We start from the raw sequence: 22,829 nt of genomic DNA on the forward strand, positions 1-22,829 counted from the left end.
TCGCGATGATGCGCTAGCCTAACGATCGTTCAGGTCAGTATGGCGGAGGAGTCGGCGTGACGCTCGACGGTGAGGCACTGGAGCAGCTGCGCAAGCGGGCCCGGTCCGGCGGCGCGGACAAGTACCACGCGGCCAACGCGGCCAAGGGCAAGCTCTTCGCCCGTGAACGGGTCGCACTCCTGGTCGACGAGGGCTCGTTCGTCGAGGACGGCCTCTACGCCAACACGATGGCCGAAGGGCTGCCCGCCGACGGCGTGGTGACCGGTACCGCCACCATCGACGGCCGACAGGTCTGCCTGATGGCCAACGACTCCACGGTCAAGGCCGGCAGCTGGGGCGCCCGCACCGTCGAGAAGATCATCAGGATCATCGAGCGGGCGTACGGCGCCGGCGTGCCGATGGTCTACCTGGTCGACTCGGCCGGCGCCCGGATCACCGACCAGGTCGATCTCTTTCCCGGTCGGCGTGGCGCCGGCAAGATCTTCTGGAACCAGGTCCGTGCCTCCGGCTCGATCCCACAGGTCTGCGCGCTGTTCGGCCCGAGCGCCGCCGGTGGTGCGTACATTCCGGCGTTCTGCGACGTGGTGGCGCTGGTCGACGGCAACGCCAGCATGTACCTCGGCTCCGACCGGATGGTCGAGATGGTCACCGGCGAGAAGACCACCCTGGAGGCGATGGGCGGGGCGAAGGTGCACACCTCCGAATCCGGCGTGGGGCACTTCCTCTGCAAGACCGAGGCCGACGCGCTCGACGTGGTGAAGACCTACCTGTCGTACCTGCCGGCGAACTGGACGCAGGCGCCACCGACCGCACCGGCGGTCGCCGCGCCCGCGAAGGCCGACCTGGCCGCACTGGTGCCGGCCAGTGAGCGGCAGGCGTTCGACATGCGGCGGTACGTCAAGGGCCTGCTCGACGAGGGGTCGTTCTTCGAGATCCAGGCGCTGTGGGCCAAGGAGCTGACCATCGGCTTCGGCCGCCTCGACGGCCAGGTCATCGGTGTGGTCGGCAACAACTCGATGTTCAAGGGCGGCGTGCTCTTCGTCGACTCGGCCGACAAGGCCACCCGGTTCGTGCAGCTCTGCGACGCGTTCAACGTGCCGCTGCTGTTCCTCAGCGACGTGCCCGGCTTCATGGTCGGCAGCGCGGTGGAGAAGCAGGGCATCATCCGGCACGGTGCCAAGATGATCACCGCGATCTCCGAGGCGACAGTTCCGAAGATCTGCGTGGTGGTCCGCAAGGCGTACGGCGCCGGTCTCTACGCGATGGCCGGGCCCGGGTTCGAGCCGGATGCCACCATCGCGCTGCCGACCGCGAAGATCGCCGTGATGGGCGCCGAGGCCGCCGTGAACGCGGTCTACGCCAACAAGATCGCCGCCATTGCCGACGAGGACGAGCGGGCGGCCTTCGTCGCCGCCAAGCGGGCCGAGTACGAGCAGGACATCGACGTCGTCCGGTTGGCCAGCGAGCTGGTGGTGGACGCCATCGTCGAGCCGCAGGACCTGCGCACCGAGCTGGTCCGTCGATTCGCGGCGGCGCGTACCAAGGATCGGCACTTCTCCCGCCGTCGGCACGGCGTCACCCCGGTCTGACCATCGAATCAGGCCCGCACAGCGACCCGCCCCCGGCGTCACGAGCGCCGGGGCGGACCGTCCTTACAGGAGGATGAGATGGACTTCCGGCTCACCGACGAACAAGAGGCGCTGCGCGAGAGCGTGCGGGAATTCGCCCGCGAGGTGATCGCCCCGGTCATCGCCGAGCACTACGAGCAGCACACCTTCCCGTACGAGGTGATCCGGCAGATGGGCAAGATGGGCCTCTTCGGTCTGCCCTTCGCCGAGGAACACGGCGGCATGGGCGGCGACTACTTCGCGCTCTGCCTGGCCCTGGAGGAGCTGGCCCGGGTCGATTCCAGCGTGGCCATCACCCTGGAGGCGGCGGTCTCGCTGGGCGCGATGCCGATCTACCGCTTCGGCACCGAGGAGCAGAAGGCGACCTGGCTGCCCCGACTGCTCAGCGGCGAGGCGCTGGCCGGCTTCGGTCTCACCGAGGCCGGCACCGGCTCGGACGCCGCCGGCACGCAGACCCGGGCGGTGCTGGACGGCGACGAGTGGGTGATCAACGGGTCGAAGGCGTTCATCACCAACTCGGGTACCGACATCACCGCCATGGTCACCGTCACCGCGGTGACCGGCACGAACCCGGACGGCTCCAAGGAGCTGTCGACGATCATCGTGCCCACCGGAACGCCCGGGTTCGCCGTCGCGCCCGGCTACTCCAAGGTGGGCTGGACCGCCTCGGACACCCACGAGCTGACCTTCGACGACTGCCGGGTGCCGGCCGCCAACCTGCTCGGCGCCCGGGGTCGGGGCTTCGCGCAGTTCCTGCGGATCCTCGACGAGGGCCGGATCGCGATCGCCGCACTCGCCGTCGGCCTCGCGCAGGGCTGTGTCGACGAGTCGATCAAGTATGCGAAGGAGCGGCACGCCTTCGGTCGGCCGATCGGCGCCAACCAGGCCATCCAGTTCAAGATCGCCGACATGGAGCTGAAGGCGCACACCGCTCGCCTCGCATACTACGACGCCGCCGCACGGATGCTGGCCGGCGAGCCGTTCAAGCGGCAGGCCGCCATCGCCAAACTGCACGCCAGCACGATCGCCGTGGACAACGCCCGGGAGGCCACCCAGATCCACGGCGGGTACGGCTTCATGAACGAGTACCCGGTGGCACGGTTCTGGCGGGACTCCAAGATCCTGGAGATCGGCGAGGGCACCAGCGAGGTGCAGCGGATGATCATTGCTCGGGATCTGGGCCTTTGAGCGGCCCAGCCGAACTGGTCTGCCGGTCGTCCAGGACGGACTGCCCGTACGGCTGTCGGGTTTCGGCGAGCGGGCGTCAGTAGCCCGACGTTCGACTGCCGACGGTCGTAGTCCATCCGTACTCTTCGAGCCCATGACTCCGGATCATGATCGGTCGCGGAGCCCGGCTGGACGTACCACCCTGCCGGAGCTGCTCCGCGGGCATCGACGCGCCGCCGGCCTCACCCAGGCCGAGCTGGCGTCCCGGGCCGGGGTGGGTGTGCGGACGGTCCGTGACCTGGAGCGTGGCCGGTCGAACCGGCCACAACGCACCACTGTGGAACTGCTCGCCGGGGCACTGGCGCTGACCGGCACCAGTCGGGCGGCGTTCCTGGCCGCTGCCCGGGGTGCCGGTGCCGAACCGGCCTCGCCGGACGCCACCTCGACGGCGCTGGCGGTCGGCGGCGACGCCACGTCGGCCGCCGCCCCCGCCGACAGGTCGGTCGCTCTCCCGCCGCCGGTGGAGTTGATCGGCCGGGAACGCGACCTTGCCGAGCTGGCGGAAATGCTGACCGCGGAGCGGGGACCCCGGTTGGTGAGCCTCGTCGGGTTGGCCGGCGTCGGCAAGACCGCCCTGGCGACGTCGGTGGCGCACCTGGTGGCCGCCGCTCACCCGGCCGGTGTTGCCGGGGTGCTGGTGGGCGAGGGCGCCGACGGTCCGGACGTGCTCGCCGCCTCGATGTCGGTGCTCGGTGTGGCGCGCCTGTCCGAACTCGTGGCGCTGCTCGCTGGGCGGCCGACGCTACTGGTGATGGACGCGGTGGAACGCGCGCCGGGCCCGGTGGCCGCGACTCTGCACCGGTTGCTCGGAGCGCTGCCCTCGCTGCGGGTGCTGGTCACCGGGCGGCATCCGGTCGGGTTACCCGGCGAGCGGGTCTGGCCGGTCGCGCCACTCGACGTACCACCACCGGAGGCCGAGCACTCCGGGCTCGAATCGTGGCCGGCTGTCGCGTTGTTCACCGCCCGGCTCGCTCAGGTCCGCCGGGAGCCGCCCACCCCCGCCGAGCTGCCGGCGCTCGCCGCGTTGGTGCGCCGGTTGGGCGGGCTGCCGCTGGCCATCGAGCTGATGGCCGCCCGGGGCCGGCTCCTCGACCTCACCGAACTGCTCGACAGGTACGGCGACCGGGTGCTCGACCTGGCCACCCCCGCGGACGCGTCCGCCCACCCGGCCTGGGACGCATCGGAGGCGCTCGGCAGCCGGACGAACGGACCTGACACCGGTGCGGCGGTCTCGGTCGCCGTCACCCTGCGGGACGCGGTGGCGTTCAGCTACCGCCTGTTGGCGTCCGACGAACAGGCCGCGCTGCGGCAACTGGCCGTCTTCGGTAACCGCTGGTCGGTCGAGTTGGCCGAGGAGATGCTCGCCGACGAGGCCGACCGGGACGGCACCGTGGCCATCGACCCGGTTCCACTGTTGGACCGCTTCGTCGAGTTGGGGCTGCTGAGCGTACGCGGCACCGGCTCGTTCCGGTTCCGGCTGCTCGACGCGGTCCGGGACTACGCCGTCGAGCAGGCGGCCGGCGGAGGTGAGCTGACCTGCATCCGGCGTCGGCACGCGGAGGTCATCGCGCGCCTGGTGGCCCGTACCGCCAGTGACCTGATCGGCCCACGGTTACCCGACGCAGTGCACCGGCTGGACGAGATGAGCAGTGACATCAGCTCGTCGTTGGCCCACGCGGCCACCGACGACCCGTTGACCGCGCTGCGGCTGGCGGCCTGCCTGACCCGCTGGTGGCGGTTCCGTGGACGCGACGTCGTCGGGCGGCAGTGGCTGCGGCGGCTGCTGGCGGACCCGCGGACCGCTGACGCCGATCCTCTCCTGCGTGGCTGGGCCGCCCTCGGCGTCGCCCGGCTGGCGGCGGAGCACGGCGCCGGTGCCGAGGAGTTGTCGACGGCCCGTGCGGCGTTGGACACCTTCCGGCAGGCCGTCGACGTCACCGGGGAGTTGGAGGCGCGAAACGTGCTCGGCACCCTGCTGATCTCCGTCCGGCGGCAGGACGAGGCTCGCGAGCAGGCCGAGGCGTTGCTGCGGTTGGCCGCACGCAACGGGCGGACCCGGGACCTGGCGGTGGCCCAGAACAGCCTCGCCTGGCACGAGATCCGCGCGGGTGATCTGGCTGCGGCCCGCCGCCGACTCGCCGCGGTGGACCGACTCGCCGCCGAGAGTGGGGAGCAGCGACTGCGGGTGCTGGGCTGGGCCAATCGAGCCGAGGTCGCCCGACTGGAGGGCTGGTACGGGGACGCCATCGACCGTGGTCGGCGAGCGATAGCTGCCCTGTCCGAGCTGGGTGATCCCGGGCGTCGCCGTCGGGTGCTCGGGACCGTCGGGCTGGCGCTCGCTCAGGACGGGCGGGCCGCGGAGGCGACAGCGGTGCTGACCGAGTTGCGCGCCGGGGGCGGGGAGACGCTGCCGGCGCGGACCGTGCCGCGACCGCGCTCGGACGACTCGGCGCTGGTCTGGGGTGGCCCGGAGGCCGGGCTCTGTGCGTTGATCGAGGGGAACCTGGCGCTGCACCGGGGAGACCGGGAGTTGGCTGCCGAGTGGTTCGCGGCCGCCGCCGACCATGCGGGGCAGGATCGCCGCGACGTGGTGGAGGCGCTGGTGGGGCTGGCTGCGAGCACTGCGGACCCGTCGGTGCTCGATCGACTGGACCGGGTCTGTGTGGAGAGCGGCATCCGGCTGTTGCCGCAGGAGTCGGGACTGCTCTACGCGCTGATCGCCGCCCGGGGTGGACCGGCTCAGTAGCCCTGCGCTGCCCCGGAGGGGATCGAGCCCCGGGCTTCCCCCGAAGCGGATCGAGCCCTGCGCCGTCTTCGGGCGGATCGGGACGGGAGAGTGGCGCGGGCGAAGAGCCCCCTTTGGTGCTACCCCTCGCTGATCGCCCGCGCCGTCACCCCCCGGTGATCCCCGGTGCCCGAAGCCTGCCACCGGTGGGGTGGCAGAAAGTCGGCTTGGACCGAATTCTCCAGCTTGGCGGGATCAGTTCTGCCGGTCTTTCTGCCGCTGCCGCCGCCCGAGGGCGGGTGGTGATCAGCGCCGTCGGAGGGCGTCGTCGGTGGCGGCGGCCTGCTCCGGGCTGACGTCGTCACTGCCGGCGGTCGCGCACGGATGAGCGGCGTCGCGGACGCGACGCAACCCGTCGAGGAGTGCCACCAGCGCCTCTGGGTCGAGTTGCCCGGTGAACCACTGCTCGATCATCTGCAGGTGCCCGGGCAGCGTCTCGTTGAGGCGTTGCATCCCTGAGGCGGTGACCACCGCGTACGAGCTGCGGCGGTCGTTCGGGCAGGCCCGGCGGGTCAGCAACCCGTCGCGCTCCATCCGGTCCACGACCCGGGTCACTCCGCTTGTCGACAGGGAGGTCTGTGCGGCAAGGTCGGTCATGCGTAGTTGGTTGCCCGGCGAGCGGGCCAGTCGCGTGATGACCTCGAACTCGACCGCGGAGAGGCCGTGCTCCTCGAGTTGGGCGTTGAACCGGGCGGACAGCCCGGCGTGTGCCTCGAAGAGCAGGCCGACGGCGGTGATCCGGGGATCGTCGAAGACGTTGGTCACCCGTTCATCATACCAGTGCTTGACACGGGGAATGTTGTTGCGGTTATAGTTGCTCAGGCAGTCGTTGGGCTATTAAACAATCCCCTGGAGGACAGCAGCATGACCAGCAGCATCGAGACGGTTACCCGCGACTGGGACGGCCTCACCATCCCTGCGGCCGGCACCTACGCGCTCGACGTGGCGCACAAGCGGGTCGGCTTCGTTGCCCGCCACATGATGGTGAGCAAGGTTCGCGGTGAGTTCAACGACGCGACCGCCACCATCACCGTCGCCGAGGACCCGCTGCAGTCGTCGGTCGTCGCCACCATTCAGGCCGCCAGCGTCGACACCACCCAGGCCGACCGGGACGCGCACCTGCGCAGCCCCGAGTTCCTGGACGCCGAGAAGTTCCCGACGCTCGAGTTCCGCAGCACCGGGGTCAAGTCCCGTAGCGGCAGCGAGTTCGTGCTCACCGGTGAGCTGACCATCAAGGACGTCACCCGTCCGGTCGAGCTGGAGGTGGAGTTCGAGGGTGTCGGCCGCAGCCCGTTCGGCCAGGACATCTTCGGCTTCTCCGCGAGCACCGAGATCGACCGCGAGGAGTTCGGCCTGACCTGGAACGTCGCCCTGGAGACCGGGGGCGTGCTGGTCAGCCGCAAGATCAAGATCGAGATCGAGGGCGAGGCCGTACGCCAGGCCTGATCTTCGGGATCGCCGGAGGGCCAGGGGAATCCTCCCGGCGATCCGGTACGCAGGGCCCGCGCCGCACGTCGGCGCGGGCCCTGCGTCGTTCCCACTGCTGGTGGTAATTGTCACGGGTTGTTCTCACCCCTTTCGGGTCCAGCCGGTCGACGACGGGGTACAGATGGCGCCACGAGCGCGTCCGCCCCGGTCGACGTCGGATCATCGCCGTCGGCCTCTGGCCCCGGTCAGGTGGCGCTCTTACCGTGGATGCTTCACAAAGCGCTTCCGGGACGGGATGATCCCGACCGCGCCGGCCGTCGGGAGGACACATGGGCAGGGACGTCTCAGAGGGCGCCTTCACCCGGGATGATCGCGTCCGATATCGGCAGAAGGTACGGCGGTGCCTGGACGTCTTCGCCCTGATGCTGGACGACTTCGGCTTCGACGCGGACCGGCCGATGACCGGTCTGGAGATCGAGCTCAACCTGGTCGACTCGGCCGCCGAGCCGGCGATGCGCAACGAGGAGATCCTCGCCGACATCGCGGACCCCCTCTTCCAGACCGAGTTGGGGCAGTTCAACCTGGAACTGAATGCCGAGCCCCGACTCATCGAGGGCAACGGCTTCGCCGACTACGAGCACGACCTGCGCGGCAGCCTCTCCCGGGCCGACGAGCGTGCCGCCAGATCCGACGCGAACATCGTCCTGGTCGGCATCCTGCCCACCCTCACCGAGGGGCACCTGGTCGAGGACAACCTCTCCACCAACGAGCGTTACCGGGTGCTCAACGACCAGATCGTCGGTGCCCGGGGCGAGGACATCGAGCTGGACATCCGTGGCGTCGAGCAGTTGCGCACGCACACCGACTCGATCGCCCCCGAGGCCGCCTGCACGAGCCTCCAGTTCCACCTCCAGGTCGCCCCGGACAGCTTCGCCGACTACTGGAACGCGTCCCAGGCCATTGCGGGGGTGCAGGTGGCGGTCGGGGCGAACAGCCCCTTCCTGTACGGCCGCCAACTGTGGGCCGAAACGCGGATCGCCCTGTTCCAGCAGGCCACCGACACCCGTCCGGACGAGCTGAAGGCCCAGGGCGTACGGCCGCGGGTGTGGTTCGGCGAACGGTGGATCACCTCGATCTTCGACCTGTTCGAGGAGAACGTCCGGTACTTCCCGCCGCTGCTGCCGATCTGCGAGGACGAGGACCCGGTGGAGGTCCTGCACGCCGGCGGTGTGCCACAGCTCGGGGAGTTGCGGTTGCACAACGGCACGGTCTACCGCTGGAACCGTCCGGTCTACGACATCATGAACGGCCGACCCCATCTGCGGGTGGAGAACCGGGTGCTGCCGGCCGGCCCGACTGTGGTGGACATGTTGGCCAACGCGGCCTTCTACTTCGGGCTGGTACGCGGCCTGGCCGAGGCCGACCGCCCGATCTGGAGCCAACTCACCTTCAGCTCCGCCGAGGAGAACTTCCACGCCGCCGCCCGACGTGGCCTCGACGCCGTGCTGCACTGGCCCGGGCTCGGCGACGTGCCGGTCACCAAGCTGGTCCTGGAGCAACTACTGCCCACCGCCGCCACCGGCCTGGACGGGTTCGGCGTCGCCCCGGCGCAGCGGGACCGGTTGCTCGACATCATCGAGCAGCGCTGCCGTACCGGCCGTAACGGCGCCGTCTGGCAGACCGAGGCGGTCTGGGCGGCGGAGCGACGCCACGGCATGGACCGGCCTGCCGCGCTGCACCACATGGTCCAGCGCTACGCCGAACTCCAGCGCACCAACGAACCCGTCCACACCTGGCCAACCACCTAACCCCCTGCACCCCTACCCCCTCGAAGCGCGTTGATCAGGAAGTTGTCGCCATGACACGCCAAGCGAGGTGGCAACAACTTCATGATCGACAGGGTGGGGCGGGCGGGGTAAGGGCGGGCGGGGTTAGTCGGTGGTGGGGCGGCGGGCTGCACGGGTGCGGCGGCTGTTCGGGGCCGTGTCCTCCGTGGTGGCTTCGGTGGGGAGGGCCGGATCCGAGCGGTCGGGATCCGTACGCGGAGCGGGCACCTGCGGCGCGGCGGTGGCTTCGCCCGGCAGCGAGCCCGTCCTGGGCGTCTGCGACGGCACGCTGACCCTTTTGCGCCGTCCCGTGGTTCCAGCCGTCGAGGCTCCGGCAGTTGACGCAGTGGGTTCGGCCGTCGCGCCGGGGACCGGCGGCGCGGGCTCGGTCCCGGTCACCGGGGCCGGGTCGGTCACCGTCTCCCGAGGCACAGCACTCCGCCGGGCCGGGCGGCTCTGTTCGGCCAGGCGGTTCCGGTCGCTTCGCTCGCCGAGGCGGGCGGCCAGAACCGAGCCGCCGACACCGGCGATCACCGCGTACGGGGCGATCAGTTGGGTGGACAGCTGCGCCGGGCCCAGCGTCGACCAGTGCGGCAGGGTGGTCAGGTAGGCGAGCGCGACGAGCACCGGGCCCGCTGCGCCGGAGGCCGCCGCACCCACGCGGTGTCCGCCCAAGCGGGCGGACCGCCGGGCGGCCAGTACGCCGATCAGCAGCGCGGGCAGCAGTGCCAGCAGCGCGCCGGGCCAGTAGAGCTGGCCCCCGATCCAGTACCGGGCGTGGTCCGGGTCGAACTGCCAGGTACCGAGCTGCGCGCCGGTCAGCCCACGTCCGACGCGTACCCCGTCGATGACGGAGATCACCGCGAGCAGCCAGAGCCAGGCGGCCGTCGCTGTCACGTTGACCGCGGCGGCTCGGGAGCGAAGCGCCCAGATCGCGACGAGGACGCCGATCAGGATGCCCAGCGTCGCCTGTACGGCGGCCGTGCGTTGCGGGGCGCCGGTGTCCGCGCCGGTCGCTACCCGCGCGGGTACCGCGATCAACAGGACGGTGACCAGCCCGCCCAGCCCGGCGCCAAGCGCCACTGCCACCCGGCGCAGCAGGCCGCCCCGGTCGCTGACCGGCGGGTCGACCGCCGCTGGTGGCGTGCCCGCCACCTCCGGGCGGCCGGTGTCGACGACCGGTGAAGGTCCGTCGACCGGGCTGTCGTGCTCCGGCCGCCGCTCATCGAGCCGCAGGCCCTCCTGGCGGGCAGCACCGTCTGGCGAGGTTTCCGGAGAGACCACTGTCTTCGCCGGGGCGTTGCGTTGGTGCAGCCGCTGCGCGCAGACCGCACCGAGGACCGTCGAACTGGCGGCGAGCCAGGTCGCCCAGGCGAGGCCGTCCGCCCAGGCTGTGTCGGTCGCACCGGCATCGGTGGGCGTCCAGGTGATGACGCCGAGCCCGTAGCCGAAGCCCAGTTGTGCGGCACCCGCGCCGGCAGCGACCCCGATCGCCGTCGCGATCGACACTCCCCAGCCCTGTCTGGCCATGCCGGGCAGCGTAACGTCCCGTCGTCGGCGCGGCGAGTCGCAGAGACCCGCCGGTGTGGACCGCCGGTGCGGGCGGGTTGGGCGGCGGGCGGTACGGTCGCCGGTGATGAGGCGGTGGGCGTTATGACGGACACGAACACGGGCCAGCAGAATGCCGCCGGTGGCGGTGCGGGCCGGGCCAGCGTCGTGCTCGGCGGTGGGTTGGCAGCGGTGCTGCTCGCCGCCGTGGGTGCGACCGGCGGCTGGTTGTTGGCCGGCGAGGACGACACATCCTCCGGTGACCCGCTGGCCGTTGCGACCACGGCTGGCGCGTCGACGACCCGGCCCACCGCACCCCGGCCGAGCAGCGGTCGACCGACACCGTCGGCGGTCCAGACCTCCGCCACTCCGACCAGGACAGCCGGCCTGACCGTGCCGCCGGTGATCGGCACCGACTTCGAGCAGGCCCGGGATACGCTGCGCAAGCAGCGGCTCGGTTGGCGGCTGGTCTTCGGTGGCGGTGTCGGCCGTACGGTCGAGAGCACCACACCGGACGTGGGCACCGAGGTCGCCCGGGGGACGACGGTGCAACTACAGGTTGCCGGGCCAGCGCCGGCCGCCGAGGTGCCGGACGTGGTCGGCGAGAGTTGCGCCGACGCCGCCGACGAGTTGGTCGACGAGGGCCTCTACCCGCGCTACCTCAGCGGACGTACGGGAAAGGTCAGCCGGCAGGAGCCCGCCGAGGACGGCCCGGCCCGGTGGAACGACCAGGTCAGCATCTGGTGCGGCTCCGACGGCCAGCCGACCCCGAAACCCACTCCCTGATTCCAGGCCGGCGGGTTCGCCGCGCGGCCCGTACCGCGTGCTGTCTCGCCGACAGCCGGCGCGGCTCGGCACGCTGATCCCCACCGACGGCGGTGTGGGCGACTAGGTTGGCGGTCGAGGGCCATGACGCCCGTCCGGGTTCGGGAAAGGACGTGCGATGAGCGACGACCGCCAGGAGCCTCCCGCCGACGAGCACGACGACGACCGGACGCGACCCCTGCCCTCCGCCGCTGATCGGCCGGCCCCGACCGGGCCCGCCGCTGACGGACCGGACGAGACGGCACCGATCGACCGGACCGTCCCGGCTCGTCCCGATCTTTCCCCCGACCAGACAATGCCGATCGACCGGTCCGCCGGCACCCGGCCGGGCCCGCCGGCCGACCGGACGGCGCCGATACCACCGGCCTGGTCCGGTCGGGCCGAGGTGCGCTCGCCCCGACCGGACGACGCCGGCGGTGAGTGGTACGTCGAGGAGCAGGGTGGTCGGCGGTGGTGGTCCCCGATCCTCTGGGGCGTACTGGCGCTGCTGCTCGCCGGCCTGCTCGGGGGCGCGCTCTGGGTGGTGCTCGCCCAGCAGGACGACGACCGGGACGATCGCGGGCCCACGCCGTCCCCTCCGCCCACCAGTGCCCCCAGCGCCCCGCCGACCAGCGCAGCCCCCACGTCGGCGGCACCCACCAGTGAGTCGCCGAGCAGCTCGCCGACCACGGAAGCGCCGGACGAGCTGCCGGTGCCACCGCTCGCCGGCCTGCCGCAGGCCACCGCCGAAGGGCTGTTGGCCCGGCTCGGCCTGACCTACCGGGTGGTGTACCGCCCGTCGGAGTTGCCGCCCGGGACTGTGGTGGGCACCGAGCCGGAGGCCGGCACGTCGGTGTCCAGCGACGACGAGGTGTTGTTGATCATCTCCCAGGCCCAGCCCTCGACCGGGGCGAGCCCGACCACACCGAGCCCCACTGTGACGAGCACGTCGTGACCGCTGGTCACCACATCCGTCGACGGGTGCCGACGAGGCCGATGCCGGCCAGCGAGATGGCGAGGCCGAAGATGCCGGACCAGAAGAGGGAATGGCGGATGTCCGTGGCGCTGTGCCCCGCCGGAGCGGCCTCGGTGAGTTCCTGACGGCCGTCGGACTGACCGCCGGCACCCAGCCCGGACACCGGCCCGGTCAGGTCGGTGCCGCCCGCCTGGTCGGCCGGGGTGTCGGTGTCGGTCCAGCCGGGTTTCTCGTAGACCGACTGACCGTCGCCCGTCGGCGGGTCGGAGTCGAGCACGGTGATCTCCGGTGCGGGCACCGGTGCGGTCAGCCGGGTGGACGACATCGCCGGGTCGCGGACGAGGACCAGGAGTGTCGCCATCGCCCCGAGGAGGGCGAGGAGTCCGAAGGCATAGGCGATGAGAGAGCGGTGGTGCCGCCGCAGGGCGGGCTGATTGACCATGACCATCCCAGGGTCAGGGTCCTGGACGAGCGGGTGGAACGTGCCGGGGTGGGCGTACCGATTCTATGGCGACGGCACGCCCACCGGCGGCGGTTCGGGTCGGTCAGCCCACCCGGAGCGGGGTACGCGCGACCGGGCGGCGGGCCCGCACGGTGTGCGGACGGGGTTCGGGGGCGGCCTGCAGTTGCTGCAACCCTTCCCGCTGAACGAAGATCGACCGTCGGGTGACAGCGTCGCCCGCGGCGTTCAACTCGTAGCCGTCGAGCCAGAGCCAGCCGTCATAGGTCGGCCAGTCGAGGACCCGGATCACCCGGAACTTGATCGGCCTGAGGAACTGGACACTCGCCGCGCGTGTCACATGCAGTACGTCACCGGTGCGGGGAAGCACATGGGCTCCTGGGGAGGATCGGCCGGCGATTGCGCCGGCGGTGCCTGAACGGGGGACGTCTCGGCCGGTGACGGGGTCGTGCCTCGTGAACCGGTGGTGCGGATGGCGGTGGTCGGGCCGTACCCCGCTGGTGACGTGCCGCCACCCGACCACCACCCGGTTGCTTCCGGGAACCGCGCCCGCCGCCGCAGCTTGCCGGCTTGCAGCGGCGGGGTCCTTACCCCGGAGCAGGTCGCGTTGTCGTCGGCCGGGCCCGCGTCGTGCCCGGCTTCCCCGAAGCGGTGGGGTCACCACTCCGAGGGACCGAACGGAGACGCTGAGTGATCCGTGCCATACGGACAGAGTGCATCAGGGACGTGCTTCATGCAAGTTGCACGTCGACTTTTGCCGATACGTGAGCGTGTCGCGCGAAAGGCCTATTGAAGCCATCCGCGTGTGGGCGGCAGACTGGGGACCGGTTTCGCCCGTCGCGGCCGGCCGAGGACCGGCACCACCCCCTTCGTCGCGAACGCTCGCCGGTCGACGGTCGCGCCCCCGGCGGGTGTCACCCAGTGGCGCGTTACCGGAGGTAGCCCGAGTGGGGTCGAGCAGCCAGCGGCGGAGACCAGTGACTCACGGGTTGCGCGATGAGTGAGCGGCGCAGTCCCACCATCAGACGGCGGCGGCTCGGGGCCGAGCTGCGTCGCCAGCGGGAGTCCGCCGGGATCACCATCGAGGTGGTCGCCGAACAGTTGGAATGCTCGGCGTCCAAGGTCTCCCGGATCGAGACCGGGCACACCACGGCCACCCCACGCGACGTGCGGGACATGCTGCGGATCTACGGCGTCGTCGGCGCCGAGAGCGACGAGCTCGTGCAGATCGCCCGGGAGGCCCGCCAGAAGGGCTGGTGGCACCCCTACAGCACCGTGCTCGTCGGCGCGTACGTCGGGCTGGAGGCGGCAGCCAGTTCGATCCGGGCGTACGAACAGCAGGTCGTTCCGGGTCTTCTGGAGACCGAGGAGTACGCCGGGGCCATGATCCGTGCCGCTCGGCCGGACTTCACCGCCGATCAGGTACATCAAAGAGTGCGTGTCCGTTTGGGTCGTCAGTCGTTATTGACCCAGGACGATCCGGTCGATCTGTGGGTGGTGCTCGATGAGGCGGTGGTAAGTCGGCCGGTGGGCGGGGACGAGGTGATGCGCGGTCAACTCAAGCGGTTGGTCGAGGTGGCCGAGTTGCCGAACGTGACGCTGCAGATCCTGCCCTTCGAGGTGGGTGCGCATGCCGGCATGGACGGCACGTTCACGATCCTCAGCTTCCCTGAGCCCGGTGATCCGGATGTTGTGTACGCGGAGAACGCCACGGGTGGGCTCTTCCTCGAGAAGAGCGACGAACTACAGAAGTACAGCTTCATCTTCGATCACATCCGCGCTGCGGCCATACGTCCGGAGGAGTCCGTCGCACACATCGCAAAACTGGCAGAGGAGCCGTTGTGGAAATGGCGACCAAAGGGTTCCCCGTGGACCTGACGCAGGCAGCATGGTTCAAGAGCTCGAAGAGCGGGCCGAACTGTGACAACTGCGTGGAGGTGGCGTACGTGACGGGCGCGGTCGGAGTGCGGGACTCGAAGGACAAGGCAGGCCCCGCCCTGGTCTTCGCACCGGGTGACTGGCACTCCTTCGTTTCAGGCACCCGGGGTGGTGTGTTCGGCGCGGTCTGACCGACTGGTCAGTGGAGTCCCCGTCCGGTTCGCCGGACGGGGACTCCGCCGTGTCCGCGGTCAGGCGCGGCTGACTGCCGCGTCGCGGCAGGAGTCGGCCAGGTTCCGTCGGGATTCCCGTCGCCAGAGCGTCCCCGTCTCGTTGAACCGGTCGGTACGGCGCTGGTCGACGACCCGCCGCACCGACCCGCAACCGAGCGATTAGGCGAGACGGATGACGACGATCGGCTCAGACAACCTCACCACCGGTCCGGCCAAGCCGGAGCGGTTCGGTGGCAAGTACCGCGGCGCTCGTCGGGACACGGTTCTGACCGAGGTGGTCTCGACCGACCAGGAGTTGAGCGGGCGGGAGGGTGCTTCCGAGACGACGGATCCTCCGCTGTCGCTGCCCTCACTGGACCCGAACCCGCTGATCGAGCCGTCGTTCCCGCCGGCGGGCTGGCCGATGGAGCCGCCCGAGTCCCTGGCGGACCACCCGTTGCTGCGTGGTCTGCTGATGGAGCTGCCGCCGAAGGGCACAGTGCCCTCGCAGGACTGGCTGGACCGCTGGTTCGAGGCCACCAGGTCGATCCTGGAGCTGCTATACGTGCAGAGCGCCAGCCGCCCGCGTTGACCGTGCGACGGCGGGCTGGGCCCGCTCCGCGAGGCGGTTGTGGCGTAGCGCGTGCCGGACCCCGATGGCGATCACCGCAAGCGCGCCCACGGTGATCGCCGGCCCGGTGACGCCGGGGTCGGCCCCGAGATCGGCGCCGGCGGCGGCGATCAACGCCGGCACCGTGGCCAGGGCGGTGACCTGTAGCGGCAGCCCGACCAGCGGGTGGGCCGCGGCGGCGCGCAGCCCGTGCGGCGCGGGGGCGGCGGGGGCACTGACGAACGCGCCCGCGCCGGCCCACAGCCGGCGGATCCGTCGTACCGAGCAGACCGCCGCCACGAGCGCCGGACCGGCGGCCAGTATGAGCCCGGCGGCGGCCCGGTCGATCGGAGCGGTGCCAGCGCTGAACAGCCCGCCGCCGAGCACGGCGGCGGTGAGCGCCACGCCGGTGAGGGCCAGCACCAGCAACCATCCGGTACGCCGACGCAGCATGCGGGTGTTGCGCAGCCGGGGAAGGCCGTCGGCGACGACGCCGGCGGCCAGCCAGACGGCGGCGACCGGGAGCAGGATGCTGAGCTGACTCTCCATGTTCGAGAGTCTTTCCCGAATCCGGGCGGAGCGAATCCGGGCGTGCCCCCCGTTCGCCCCGGACGCCGGGCCCGTAGGGGGTCATCACTCGACGGTATGGCCGTTTCGACATGTTCAACTGCCCGACGGCTGACTTACCCTCAGCTAGATTGGCAACGGTCGATTGATGTTGGGACCGGTGGTCACGTTCCACCGCCGGTCAGAGGGAGGTAGGAAATGGGTCTTCCACGAAGGTCCGTACTGATCGGGGTGGCCGCGGCGACCGTGCTGGCCGTCGGTACCCCAGCCCTGGCCGCCGAACCCGTGGGTGTGGTTCGGGCCGCCGGCGGAGCCACCGCCGTGCCGGACAGCTACATCGTCGTACTCAAGGACAGCGCCGTGGCCCGGGACCGGGTCGGCGACGCGGCGAAGCGGCTCTCCGGCCGACACGGCGGCACCGTGGCCCGCACCTACGGGGCGGCGCTGCGCGGCTTCGAGGCGAAGGTCAGCGCACGCGCGGCGGCGCGGATCGCGGCCGACCCGGATGTGGCGTACGTCGAGCAGAACCACACCGTCTCGATCTCCGGCACGCAGACCAACCCGCCCTCCTGGGGCCTCGACCGGATCGACCAGCGCAACCTGCCGTTGGACAGCTCCTACACCTACCCGAACACGGCGAGCAACGTGCACGCCTACATCATCGACACCGGCATCCGGTTCTCCCACAACGACTTCGGCGGCCGGGCAACCTCCGGCTACGACGCGGTGGACGGCGGGTCGGCCGACGACTGCAACGGGCACGGCACGCACGTGGCCGGCACCGTCGGCGGGTCCGCGTACGGGGTGGCCAAGGCCGTCCAGCTCGTCGGCGTACGGGTGCTGAACTGCTCCGGCAGTGGCACCAACGCCGGTGTGATCGGCGGCGTCGACTGGGTCACCGCGAACGCGATCAAGCCGGCGGTGGCGAACATGAGCCTCGGCGGCGGCGCGAACAGCTCGCTGGACAACGCCGTCCGCAACTCGATCGCCTCGGGTGTCACGTACGGCCTGGCGGCCGGCAACGACAGCGGCGCGAACGCCTGCAACACCTCGCCGGCGCGTACCACGGAAGCCATCACTGTGGGCTCGACGACCAGCACGGACGCCCGGTCGTCGTTCTCCAACGTCGGCACCTGCCTGGACATCTTCGCGCCCGGCTCGTCGATCACCTCGGCCTGGTACACCAGCAACACGGCCACCAACACGATCAGCGGCACCTCGATGGCCACCCCGCACGTGGTCGGAGCGGCGGCCCTGGTGGCCAGCGCCAACCCGAGCTGGACCCCGGCTCAGGTCCGCAACCAACTGGTGGCCAACGCCACGCCCAACGTGGTGAGCAACCCCGGCTCGGGCTCGCCGAACCTGCTGCTCTACGTGGGCAGCGGCGGCACCACCCCGCCGCCCACCGGCTGCACCGGCACCAACGGCACCGACGTGTCGATCCCGGACGCCGGTTCGGCGGTGACCAGCTCGATCACCATCTCCGGCTGCGGTCGCAACGCCTCCTCGGCCTCCACCGTGGCGGTGAACATCGTGCACACCTACCGCGGTGATCTGGTCATCGACCTGCTCGCCCCGGACGGCAGCTCGTACCGGCTGAAGAACAGCAGCACCTCGGACAGCGCCGACAACGTGAACGCCACGTACACGGTCAACGTGTCCGGTGAGGCCGCCGACGGCATCTGGCGACTCCAGGTGCGGGACACCTACTCGGTCGACACCGGCTACATCAACACCTGGACCCTGACCGTCTGATCGGGTTCCGACGACGCAAGGCCCCACCCGGCACGTCGGGTGGGGCCTCGCGTCGTACGGATCAAGCTCAGACCGAGAAGGTGGCCGGCCGCTCGGTGGCCGGGGCCGGCGGGCGGGCCTTCCACAGGCCGACCTTCTGCGCGGCGAGCCGGCTCAGGTAGGCCGGGTTGAGGATGACGTAGCGGCGCCAGAGCCGCTTCGGCTCCAGACCGAGGCGCCAGAACCACTCAAGGCCGGCGCGCTGCATCCACGGCGGGGGCTGGCGCAGCAGCCCGGCGTGGTAGTCGAAGGCCGCGCCGACCGCCATCAGCGGCATGTCGAGCAGCGGCCGCATGGCGTACGTGAAGACCTCCTGGCGCGGGCAGCCGAGCCCGACCAGCACCAACCGGGCGCCACTGGACCGGATCCGGTCGGCGATCTCGGCGTCCTCACCGGGTTGGACGGCACGGAACTTGGACGGCTCCACCCCGGCGATCTTCAGCGCCGGGAACATCTGCTCCAGGGCCGGGATCAACCGGGCGAGGGTCTCCTCGGTCGAGCCGTACAGGTAGACCGGTAACCCCTCGTCGGCGAAGCGCGACAGCACGTGCAGGGTCAGGGTCGGTCCGTACACCCGGTCGCTGAGCCCTGCGTGGTGCAGCAGGTTGAGCGCCCACCGCACGGGCTGCCCGTCCGGCGTCACCACGTCGAAGGAGTTGAGCCGCGCGTTGTGCGCCGGGTCGAGCACCCCGGTCATCACACCGTGCACTGCCAACGCGGTCAGCGCGAGGGGACGCCGTTCGTGTGCCGCGGTCACCACCGCGTCGGTCGCCGTGGCGTAGTCGGTGGCGTCGACCAGCACACCGAGCACGTTGCGCTTCGTCCGGGCGCTCATGGCTGGGCCACCCACTTGTCCGCGTTGGCCTCGTAGATCTCCCGCAGGATCATCGGCACGTCGTAGGTGATCTTCCAGTCCGGATACTGCGCCTCGAACCGGGCCATGCTGCTCACGTACCACTGGTGGTCACCGGTGCGGCTCTGCTCGACGTAGTTGATCTGCGCCTCGCGGCCGGTGATCTCCTCCGCGATCCGGAACGCCTCGATGTGCGAGGTGTTGGAGTGCCGGCCGCCACCGAGGTTGTAGACCTCCGCGGATCGCGGGGCCCGGAAGAACGCCTCGAACGCGGTCAGCACGTCGTGCGAGTGGATCGCGTCCCGGACCATCTTGCCCTTGTAGCCGAAGAGGTTGTACGTCCGGCCCTCCATGACGCAGCGCATCAGATAGGCCAGGAACCCGTGCAGCTCGGCAGCGGAGTGCGCCGGGCCGGTCAGCGTGCCGCCCCGGAAACAGGCGGTCTTCATGTCGAAGTAGCGCCCGTACTCCTGGACCATCACGTCCGCGGCGACCTTGGAGGCGCCGAAGACCGAGTGCAGCGAGTGGTCGATCGACATCTCTTCGGTGATGCCCTGGTACCAGCGGTGGTCCTCGGGCAGCTCGTACCGGGTCTCCAACTCGATGAGCGGCAGGCTGTTGGGCCGGTCGCCGTACACCTTGTTCGTCGAGCAGTGGATGAACGGCGCGTCGATCGCGTGCCGGCGGGTGTTCTCCAGGATGTTGAGCGTGCCGCCGGCGTTCACGTCGAAGTCCGTGTACGGCTCCTTGGCTGCCCAGTCATGGCTCGGCTGGGCAGCGCTGTGGATCACCACTGCGATGTCCGAGCCGTACTTCTTGAACACCTGCTCCAGGCCGTCCCGGTCCCGGATGTCCACCGCGAAGTGGGTGTACGCGTTACCCAGGTCACGGCCGAGCCGTTCCAGGCTCCACGAGGTGGAGCCGTCCTCGCCGAAGAAGTACCGGCGCATGTCGTTGTCGATGCCGACGACGTCCAGACCGAGGCCGGCGAAATGCCGGACCGCTTCGGAGCCGATCAGACCACCCGACCCTGTCACCAACGCGACACTCACACGCCACTCCTGGTCCATCGGAGGCAGAATCCATCGGAGCATAGCGTGACGTCCGGCACGCCCCGATATGACGGAAGGGCCCCGCATGAAGCGGAGCCCTCGTCGGTGGTGGGGATGGGGGGAGTTGAACCCCCACGCCCTTTCGGGCACACGGACCTGAACCGTGCGCGTCTGCCATTCCGCCACATCCCCGTGGCACAACCCGGAACACTCTAGCTGCCCGGCCCCGCTGTCTCCAACGGGCCCCGGGAATACTACGCTGTCCCTGACGCTCGCCACGAACGATTACCGTTCGTGGCGGACGAAAGATTAGCACGACAATCCCGGCCCTTCCGAACGGGTCGAGAGCAGCCGGCCGAGCGGCGTGTGAGCTGCGCGCGCGCCGGCCGGATACCATCATGTCCTCGGGACCCGAGGAGGAGCCGGTGAGCGTGCTGCAACGCTTCGAGAAGCGTCTGGAAGGCCTGGTAGAAGGGGCCTTCGCCAAGGTCTTCAAAGGGGTGGTCCACCCCGTGGAGATCCTCAACGCCATGCAGCGGGAGGCCGAGGCGCACAAGGCGATCCTGGCCGGTGGGCGCACGTTGGTGCCCAACCGCTACGTGATCGATCTCTCGCCGTTCGACCACAGTCGGCTGGCGCCGTACGCCGCCGCGCTGGCCCAGGAGTTGGCCCAGTCGCAGGCGGAGTTCATCGGCGAGCAGGCGTGGACGGTCTACGGCGACGTGATCGTCGAGATCGAACGAGGCGAGGGCCTGGACACGGGCATGTTCCGTGTCACGGCCGAGGTCTACACCGGCGGCGAGGTCGCCCCGGTGTCGGCACCCGGCTACGACGCCGGCCCGCCCGCCTACCCCGCGTACGACCAGGGTGGTGGCTACGGCCCGCCGCCCGGGCACGGTGGCGGTCGCAACGTGCGGCTGGTCTCCGGCGACGGTCGCACCTACCCCCTTCAGATGGGGTCGACGGTGATCGGTCGCGGCGACCAGGCCAACCTGCGTCTGCCCGACGTCGGCATCTCCCGGCGACACGCCCGGCTGGATTTCGACGGGGGCCAGGTCGTGCTGACCGACCTGGGTTCGACCAACGGCACCATGGTGAACGGGCAGCGGGTCTCCGCCGTCGCGCTCAACCCCGGTGACATGGTCCAGCTCGGGACGACGACGCTGACCTTCCGCGTGGACGGCTGACCCGCCTTGCCGGAACTGGTCATCACCGTTGCCCGGTTCGGGTTCCTGATCCTGCTGTGGATCTTCGTGTTCACGGTGGTCGGGGTGATCCGCAGGGACCTCTTCGCGGGCGCCCGGTCCGGTCGTCTGGTGGCCGCGCCACGCGCGGTGGGCGCCTCGACGGGGCAGGGGGCCAAGCCAGCGAAGGTGAAAAGGGGCAGAGCGGCACACCAACTGGTGGTGACGGCCGGTCAGCTGGCCGGCACCAAAATCACTCTCGGGGAAGCGCAGATCACCATCGGTCGGGCTGAGGACTCCACCCTGGTCATCACCGACGACTACGCCTCCGCGCGACACGCCCGGCTCGTGCCGCGTGAGGGGCAGTGGTACGTCGAGGATCTCGGCTCGACTAACGGCACGTACCTCGATCGCGCTAAGGTCTCCGGACCAACCCCCGTCCCCCTCGGCGTGCCGATCCGGATCGGCCGCACTTCCCTCGAATTACGGCCATGACTCTGACCCTGCGCTATGCGGCCCACAGCGACCGCGGTCTGATCCGAGACGGCAATCAAGACTCCGTCTACGCCGGGCCGCGGTTACTCGCCGTTGCCGACGGCATGGGCGGTATGGCCGCCGGTGACGTCGCCAGCAACATCGTCATCGGTGCCATGGCGCCGCTCGACGAGGACGTCCCAGGGGACGCTCTCGTCGACGCGTTGCGTTCGGCAGTGGGCACCGCCAACCAACAACTCCGCGACACAGTGGACGCCAACCCGCAGTTGGAGGGGATGGGCACCACGCTGACGGCGACCCTCTTCACCGGCAGCAAGCTGGGGATGGTCCACATTGGCGACTCGCGGGCCTACCTGCTGCGCAATGGCGAGTTCGCGCAGATCACCAAGGACGACACCTACGTCCAGATGCTGGTCGACGAAGGCCGCATCAGCGCCGAGGAGGCGAGCAGCCACCCGCAGCGGTCGCTGCTCACCCGTGCCCTCGACGGTCGGGACATCGACCCGGAATACTCGGTCCGCCAGGTCATGCCCGGCGACCGGTACCTGATCTGCAGCGACGGCCTCTCGGGTGTGGTCAGCGCCGAAACCATCGGCGAGACCCTGCGGGAGTACACCGACCCGCAGCAGTGCGTCGAGCGGCTGGTGCAGCTCGCGCTGCGCGGCGGTGGGCCGGACAACATCACGGTGATCATCGCCGACGCCACCGACCAGGACATCGTCGAGGCGACCCCGATCGTGGGCGGCGCCGCCGCCCGGGACCGGGGCATGGCGACCTCCGCCGACGACTCGACTCCGGCCGCCCGAGCCTCGGCGCTCTCCGCGCCGCGTCCGGCCGCACCCGAGGAGCCGGCGGCCTCCGACGATGACGCCGACCGGCCGAAGCGACGCCCGGTCCGGACCGCCGCCATGGCGCTGGCCCTGCTGGTGATCGTCGGCGGTGCGTCGTTCGGTGGCTGGACGTACACCCAGCGGCAGTACTACGTGGGAGCCACCGAAGAGGGCCAGGTTGCCGTCTTCCGCGGTGTCCAGGGTCAGATCGCCGGGATGGACCTGTCCAGCGTGCACCGCCGCAGCGGCACCCGCCTGGACGACCTCACCGTCGCCGCGCAGGACACCGTCAAGGTCGGCATCCGGGCGAAGAGTGAGCCGGACGCCGAGCGTCAGCTCGCCGAGCTGACCAGCGACACGCCGAGCAACCCGAACCTGAAGCCGCTCTGCCCGCTCGACCCGACCGCCGTCGGGGTCACCACGCCGACGCCGACGCCGACCCCACTCGGTTCGACGCCGACCCCGAACGGCAGCCCGAGCGCCAACGCGTCGCCGACCCCCAACGGGGTTGTCAGCGCAAGCCCGACCGCGGGTGCCACCACCGCTCTCGGTGGGGCCGGCGCGACCACCACACCCGACGTCACGCCCTCCGACTCGGCCCCGCCGGCGCTCGACCCGGCCGGCTGCCGGTCTCCTGAGTGAGCGTCGGCTGAGATCCTGAGGACTCCACCC

21 protein-coding genes and 1 tRNA gene are annotated in these 22,829 nt (G+C 70.7%); 14 read left to right on the forward strand and 8 right to left on the reverse strand.

What is annotated here, in order from left to right; all coding sequences use genetic code 11:
• Positions 1 to 56 precede the first annotated feature (56 nt).
• The 3 genes from ACIBEF_RS21295 to ACIBEF_RS21305 all read left to right on the forward strand — a co-directional run bounded on the left by ACIBEF_RS21295 (position 57) and on the right by ACIBEF_RS21305 (position 5,601).
• Positions 57 to 1,589, forward strand: coding sequence for an acyl-CoA carboxylase subunit beta (locus ACIBEF_RS21295; RefSeq protein ID WP_396794930.1), 1,533 nt, complete (start codon positions 57 to 59; stop codon positions 1,587 to 1,589).
• A gap of 78 nt (positions 1,590 to 1,667) precedes the next feature.
• On the forward strand, positions 1,668 to 2,816 hold the full coding sequence (locus tag ACIBEF_RS21300) for an acyl-CoA dehydrogenase family protein (protein WP_396794931.1): 1,149 nt from the start codon (positions 1,668 to 1,670) through the stop codon (positions 2,814 to 2,816).
• Positions 2,817 to 2,949: 133 nt separating this feature from the next.
• Positions 2,950 to 5,601 carry an ATP-binding protein gene (locus tag ACIBEF_RS21305; RefSeq protein ID WP_396794932.1) on the forward strand — a complete coding sequence of 884 codons (2,652 nt, stop codon included), beginning with the start codon at positions 2,950 to 2,952 and terminating at the stop codon, positions 5,599 to 5,601.
• 285 nt (positions 5,602 to 5,886) lie between these two features.
• On the opposite strand, the gene ACIBEF_RS21310 is transcribed toward ACIBEF_RS21305, so the two are convergent.
• Positions 5,887 to 6,405 (reverse strand): MarR family winged helix-turn-helix transcriptional regulator, encoded by a 519-nt coding sequence (locus tag ACIBEF_RS21310; protein WP_396794933.1) that lies wholly within the window; start codon positions 6,403 to 6,405, stop codon positions 5,887 to 5,889.
• 99 nt (positions 6,406 to 6,504) lie between these two features.
• On the opposite strand from ACIBEF_RS21310, the gene ACIBEF_RS21315 reads away from it, so the two are divergent.
• Both ACIBEF_RS21315 and ACIBEF_RS21320 read left to right on the forward strand, forming a co-directional pair.
• Positions 6,505 to 7,086, forward strand: a complete 582-nt coding sequence (locus ACIBEF_RS21315) for a YceI family protein (RefSeq protein WP_357222303.1) — start codon at positions 6,505 to 6,507, stop codon at positions 7,084 to 7,086.
• A gap of 311 nt (positions 7,087 to 7,397) precedes the next feature.
• Entirely contained in the window at positions 7,398 to 8,876 is a 1,479-nt protein-coding gene (locus ACIBEF_RS21320; protein ID WP_396794934.1) for a glutamate--cysteine ligase, read from the forward strand.
• A 123-nt stretch (positions 8,877 to 8,999) separates the two neighbouring features.
• Here the strand turns inward: ACIBEF_RS21320 and ACIBEF_RS21325 are convergent, their stop codons facing one another.
• On the reverse strand, positions 9,000 to 10,424 hold the full coding sequence (locus ACIBEF_RS21325; RefSeq protein ID WP_396794935.1) for a hypothetical protein: 1,425 nt from the start codon (positions 10,422 to 10,424) through the stop codon (positions 9,000 to 9,002).
• Positions 10,425 to 10,547: 123 nt separating this feature from the next.
• On the opposite strand from ACIBEF_RS21325, the gene ACIBEF_RS21330 reads away from it, so the two are divergent.
• A complete protein-coding gene (locus ACIBEF_RS21330; RefSeq protein WP_396794936.1) occupies positions 10,548 to 11,228 on the forward strand; it encodes a PASTA domain-containing protein in 681 nt (226 codons plus the stop codon).
• Positions 11,229 to 11,385: 157 nt separating this feature from the next.
• The gene (locus ACIBEF_RS21335) at positions 11,386 to 12,201 is read left to right on the forward strand and encodes a PASTA domain-containing protein (protein WP_396794937.1); all 816 of its coding nucleotides are present in this window, start codon (positions 11,386 to 11,388) and stop codon (positions 12,199 to 12,201) included.
• Positions 12,202 to 12,208: 7 nt separating this feature from the next.
• Here ACIBEF_RS21335 and ACIBEF_RS21340 read toward each other — a convergent pair whose 3' ends face one another.
• Both ACIBEF_RS21340 and ACIBEF_RS21345 read right to left on the reverse strand, forming a co-directional pair.
• The gene (locus ACIBEF_RS21340) at positions 12,209 to 12,664 is read right to left on the reverse strand and encodes a hypothetical protein (RefSeq protein WP_396794938.1); all 456 of its coding nucleotides are present in this window, start codon (positions 12,662 to 12,664) and stop codon (positions 12,209 to 12,211) included.
• 103 nt (positions 12,665 to 12,767) lie between these two features.
• Positions 12,768 to 13,052: a hypothetical protein gene (locus ACIBEF_RS21345; RefSeq protein WP_091396374.1), complete on the reverse strand. Its 285-nt coding sequence runs from the start codon at positions 13,050 to 13,052 to the stop codon at positions 12,768 to 12,770.
• Positions 13,053 to 13,678: 626 nt separating this feature from the next.
• Between ACIBEF_RS21345 and ACIBEF_RS21350 the strand changes: the two genes are divergently transcribed.
• The 3 genes from ACIBEF_RS21350 (at position 13,679) to ACIBEF_RS21360 (ending at position 15,364) form a co-directional block, all read left to right on the forward strand.
• On the forward strand, positions 13,679 to 14,560 hold the full coding sequence (locus ACIBEF_RS21350) for a helix-turn-helix transcriptional regulator (RefSeq protein ID WP_091396372.1): 882 nt from the start codon (positions 13,679 to 13,681) through the stop codon (positions 14,558 to 14,560).
• The gene (locus ACIBEF_RS21355) at positions 14,530 to 14,751 is read left to right on the forward strand and encodes a DUF397 domain-containing protein (RefSeq protein ID WP_366609951.1); all 222 of its coding nucleotides are present in this window, start codon (positions 14,530 to 14,532) and stop codon (positions 14,749 to 14,751) included. Before ACIBEF_RS21350 ends, ACIBEF_RS21355 begins: the two co-directional genes overlap by 31 nt.
• Before the next feature lie 214 nt (positions 14,752 to 14,965).
• On the forward strand, positions 14,966 to 15,364 hold the full coding sequence (locus ACIBEF_RS21360) for a hypothetical protein (protein ID WP_238658498.1): 399 nt from the start codon (positions 14,966 to 14,968) through the stop codon (positions 15,362 to 15,364).
• Here ACIBEF_RS21360 and ACIBEF_RS21365 read toward each other — a convergent pair.
• Positions 15,332 to 15,931 carry a hypothetical protein gene (locus ACIBEF_RS21365; RefSeq protein ID WP_396794939.1) on the reverse strand — a complete coding sequence of 200 codons (600 nt, stop codon included), beginning with the start codon at positions 15,929 to 15,931 and terminating at the stop codon, positions 15,332 to 15,334. The genes ACIBEF_RS21360 and ACIBEF_RS21365 overlap by 33 nt on opposite strands.
• Positions 15,932 to 16,147: 216 nt before the next feature.
• On the opposite strand from ACIBEF_RS21365, the gene ACIBEF_RS21370 reads away from it, so the two are divergent.
• On the forward strand, positions 16,148 to 17,704 hold the full coding sequence (locus tag ACIBEF_RS21370; RefSeq protein ID WP_396794940.1) for a S8 family peptidase: 1,557 nt from the start codon (positions 16,148 to 16,150) through the stop codon (positions 17,702 to 17,704).
• 67 nt (positions 17,705 to 17,771) lie between these two features.
• On the opposite strand, the gene ACIBEF_RS21375 is transcribed toward ACIBEF_RS21370, so the two are convergent.
• The 3 genes from ACIBEF_RS21375 to ACIBEF_RS21385 all read right to left on the reverse strand — a co-directional run bounded on the left by ACIBEF_RS21375 (position 17,772) and on the right by ACIBEF_RS21385 (position 19,840).
• Complete coding sequence (locus tag ACIBEF_RS21375) at positions 17,772 to 18,578, reverse strand: WecB/TagA/CpsF family glycosyltransferase (protein WP_396794941.1); 807 nt, start codon at positions 18,576 to 18,578, stop codon at positions 17,772 to 17,774.
• On the reverse strand, positions 18,575 to 19,690 hold the full coding sequence (locus ACIBEF_RS21380) for an NAD-dependent epimerase/dehydratase family protein (protein WP_396794942.1): 1,116 nt from the start codon (positions 19,688 to 19,690) through the stop codon (positions 18,575 to 18,577). Before ACIBEF_RS21380 ends, ACIBEF_RS21375 begins: the two co-directional genes overlap by 4 nt.
• A gap of 64 nt (positions 19,691 to 19,754) precedes the next feature.
• Positions 19,755 to 19,840 (reverse strand) — tRNA-Leu (locus ACIBEF_RS21385).
• A gap of 206 nt (positions 19,841 to 20,046) precedes the next feature.
• On the opposite strand from ACIBEF_RS21385, the gene ACIBEF_RS21390 reads away from it, so the two are divergent.
• Genes ACIBEF_RS21390 through ACIBEF_RS21400 form a run of 3 tightly spaced genes read left to right on the forward strand, consistent with a single transcriptional unit; the run spans position 20,047 to position 22,799 of the window.
• Complete coding sequence (locus ACIBEF_RS21390; RefSeq protein ID WP_007454122.1) at positions 20,047 to 20,835, forward strand: DUF3662 and FHA domain-containing protein; 789 nt, start codon at positions 20,047 to 20,049, stop codon at positions 20,833 to 20,835.
• 6 nt (positions 20,836 to 20,841) lie between these two features.
• Entirely contained in the window at positions 20,842 to 21,327 is a 486-nt protein-coding gene (locus ACIBEF_RS21395; protein ID WP_366609941.1) for an FHA domain-containing protein, read from the forward strand.
• Entirely contained in the window at positions 21,324 to 22,799 is a 1,476-nt protein-coding gene (locus ACIBEF_RS21400) for a protein phosphatase 2C domain-containing protein (protein ID WP_396794944.1), read from the forward strand. The genes ACIBEF_RS21395 and ACIBEF_RS21400 overlap by 4 nt, the downstream gene beginning before the upstream one ends.
• Positions 22,800 to 22,829 lie beyond the last annotated feature (30 nt).

The organism is Micromonospora sp. NPDC050795 (assembly GCF_044456785.1).
Taxonomy (GTDB): Bacteria; Actinomycetota; Actinomycetes; order Mycobacteriales; family Micromonosporaceae; genus Micromonospora.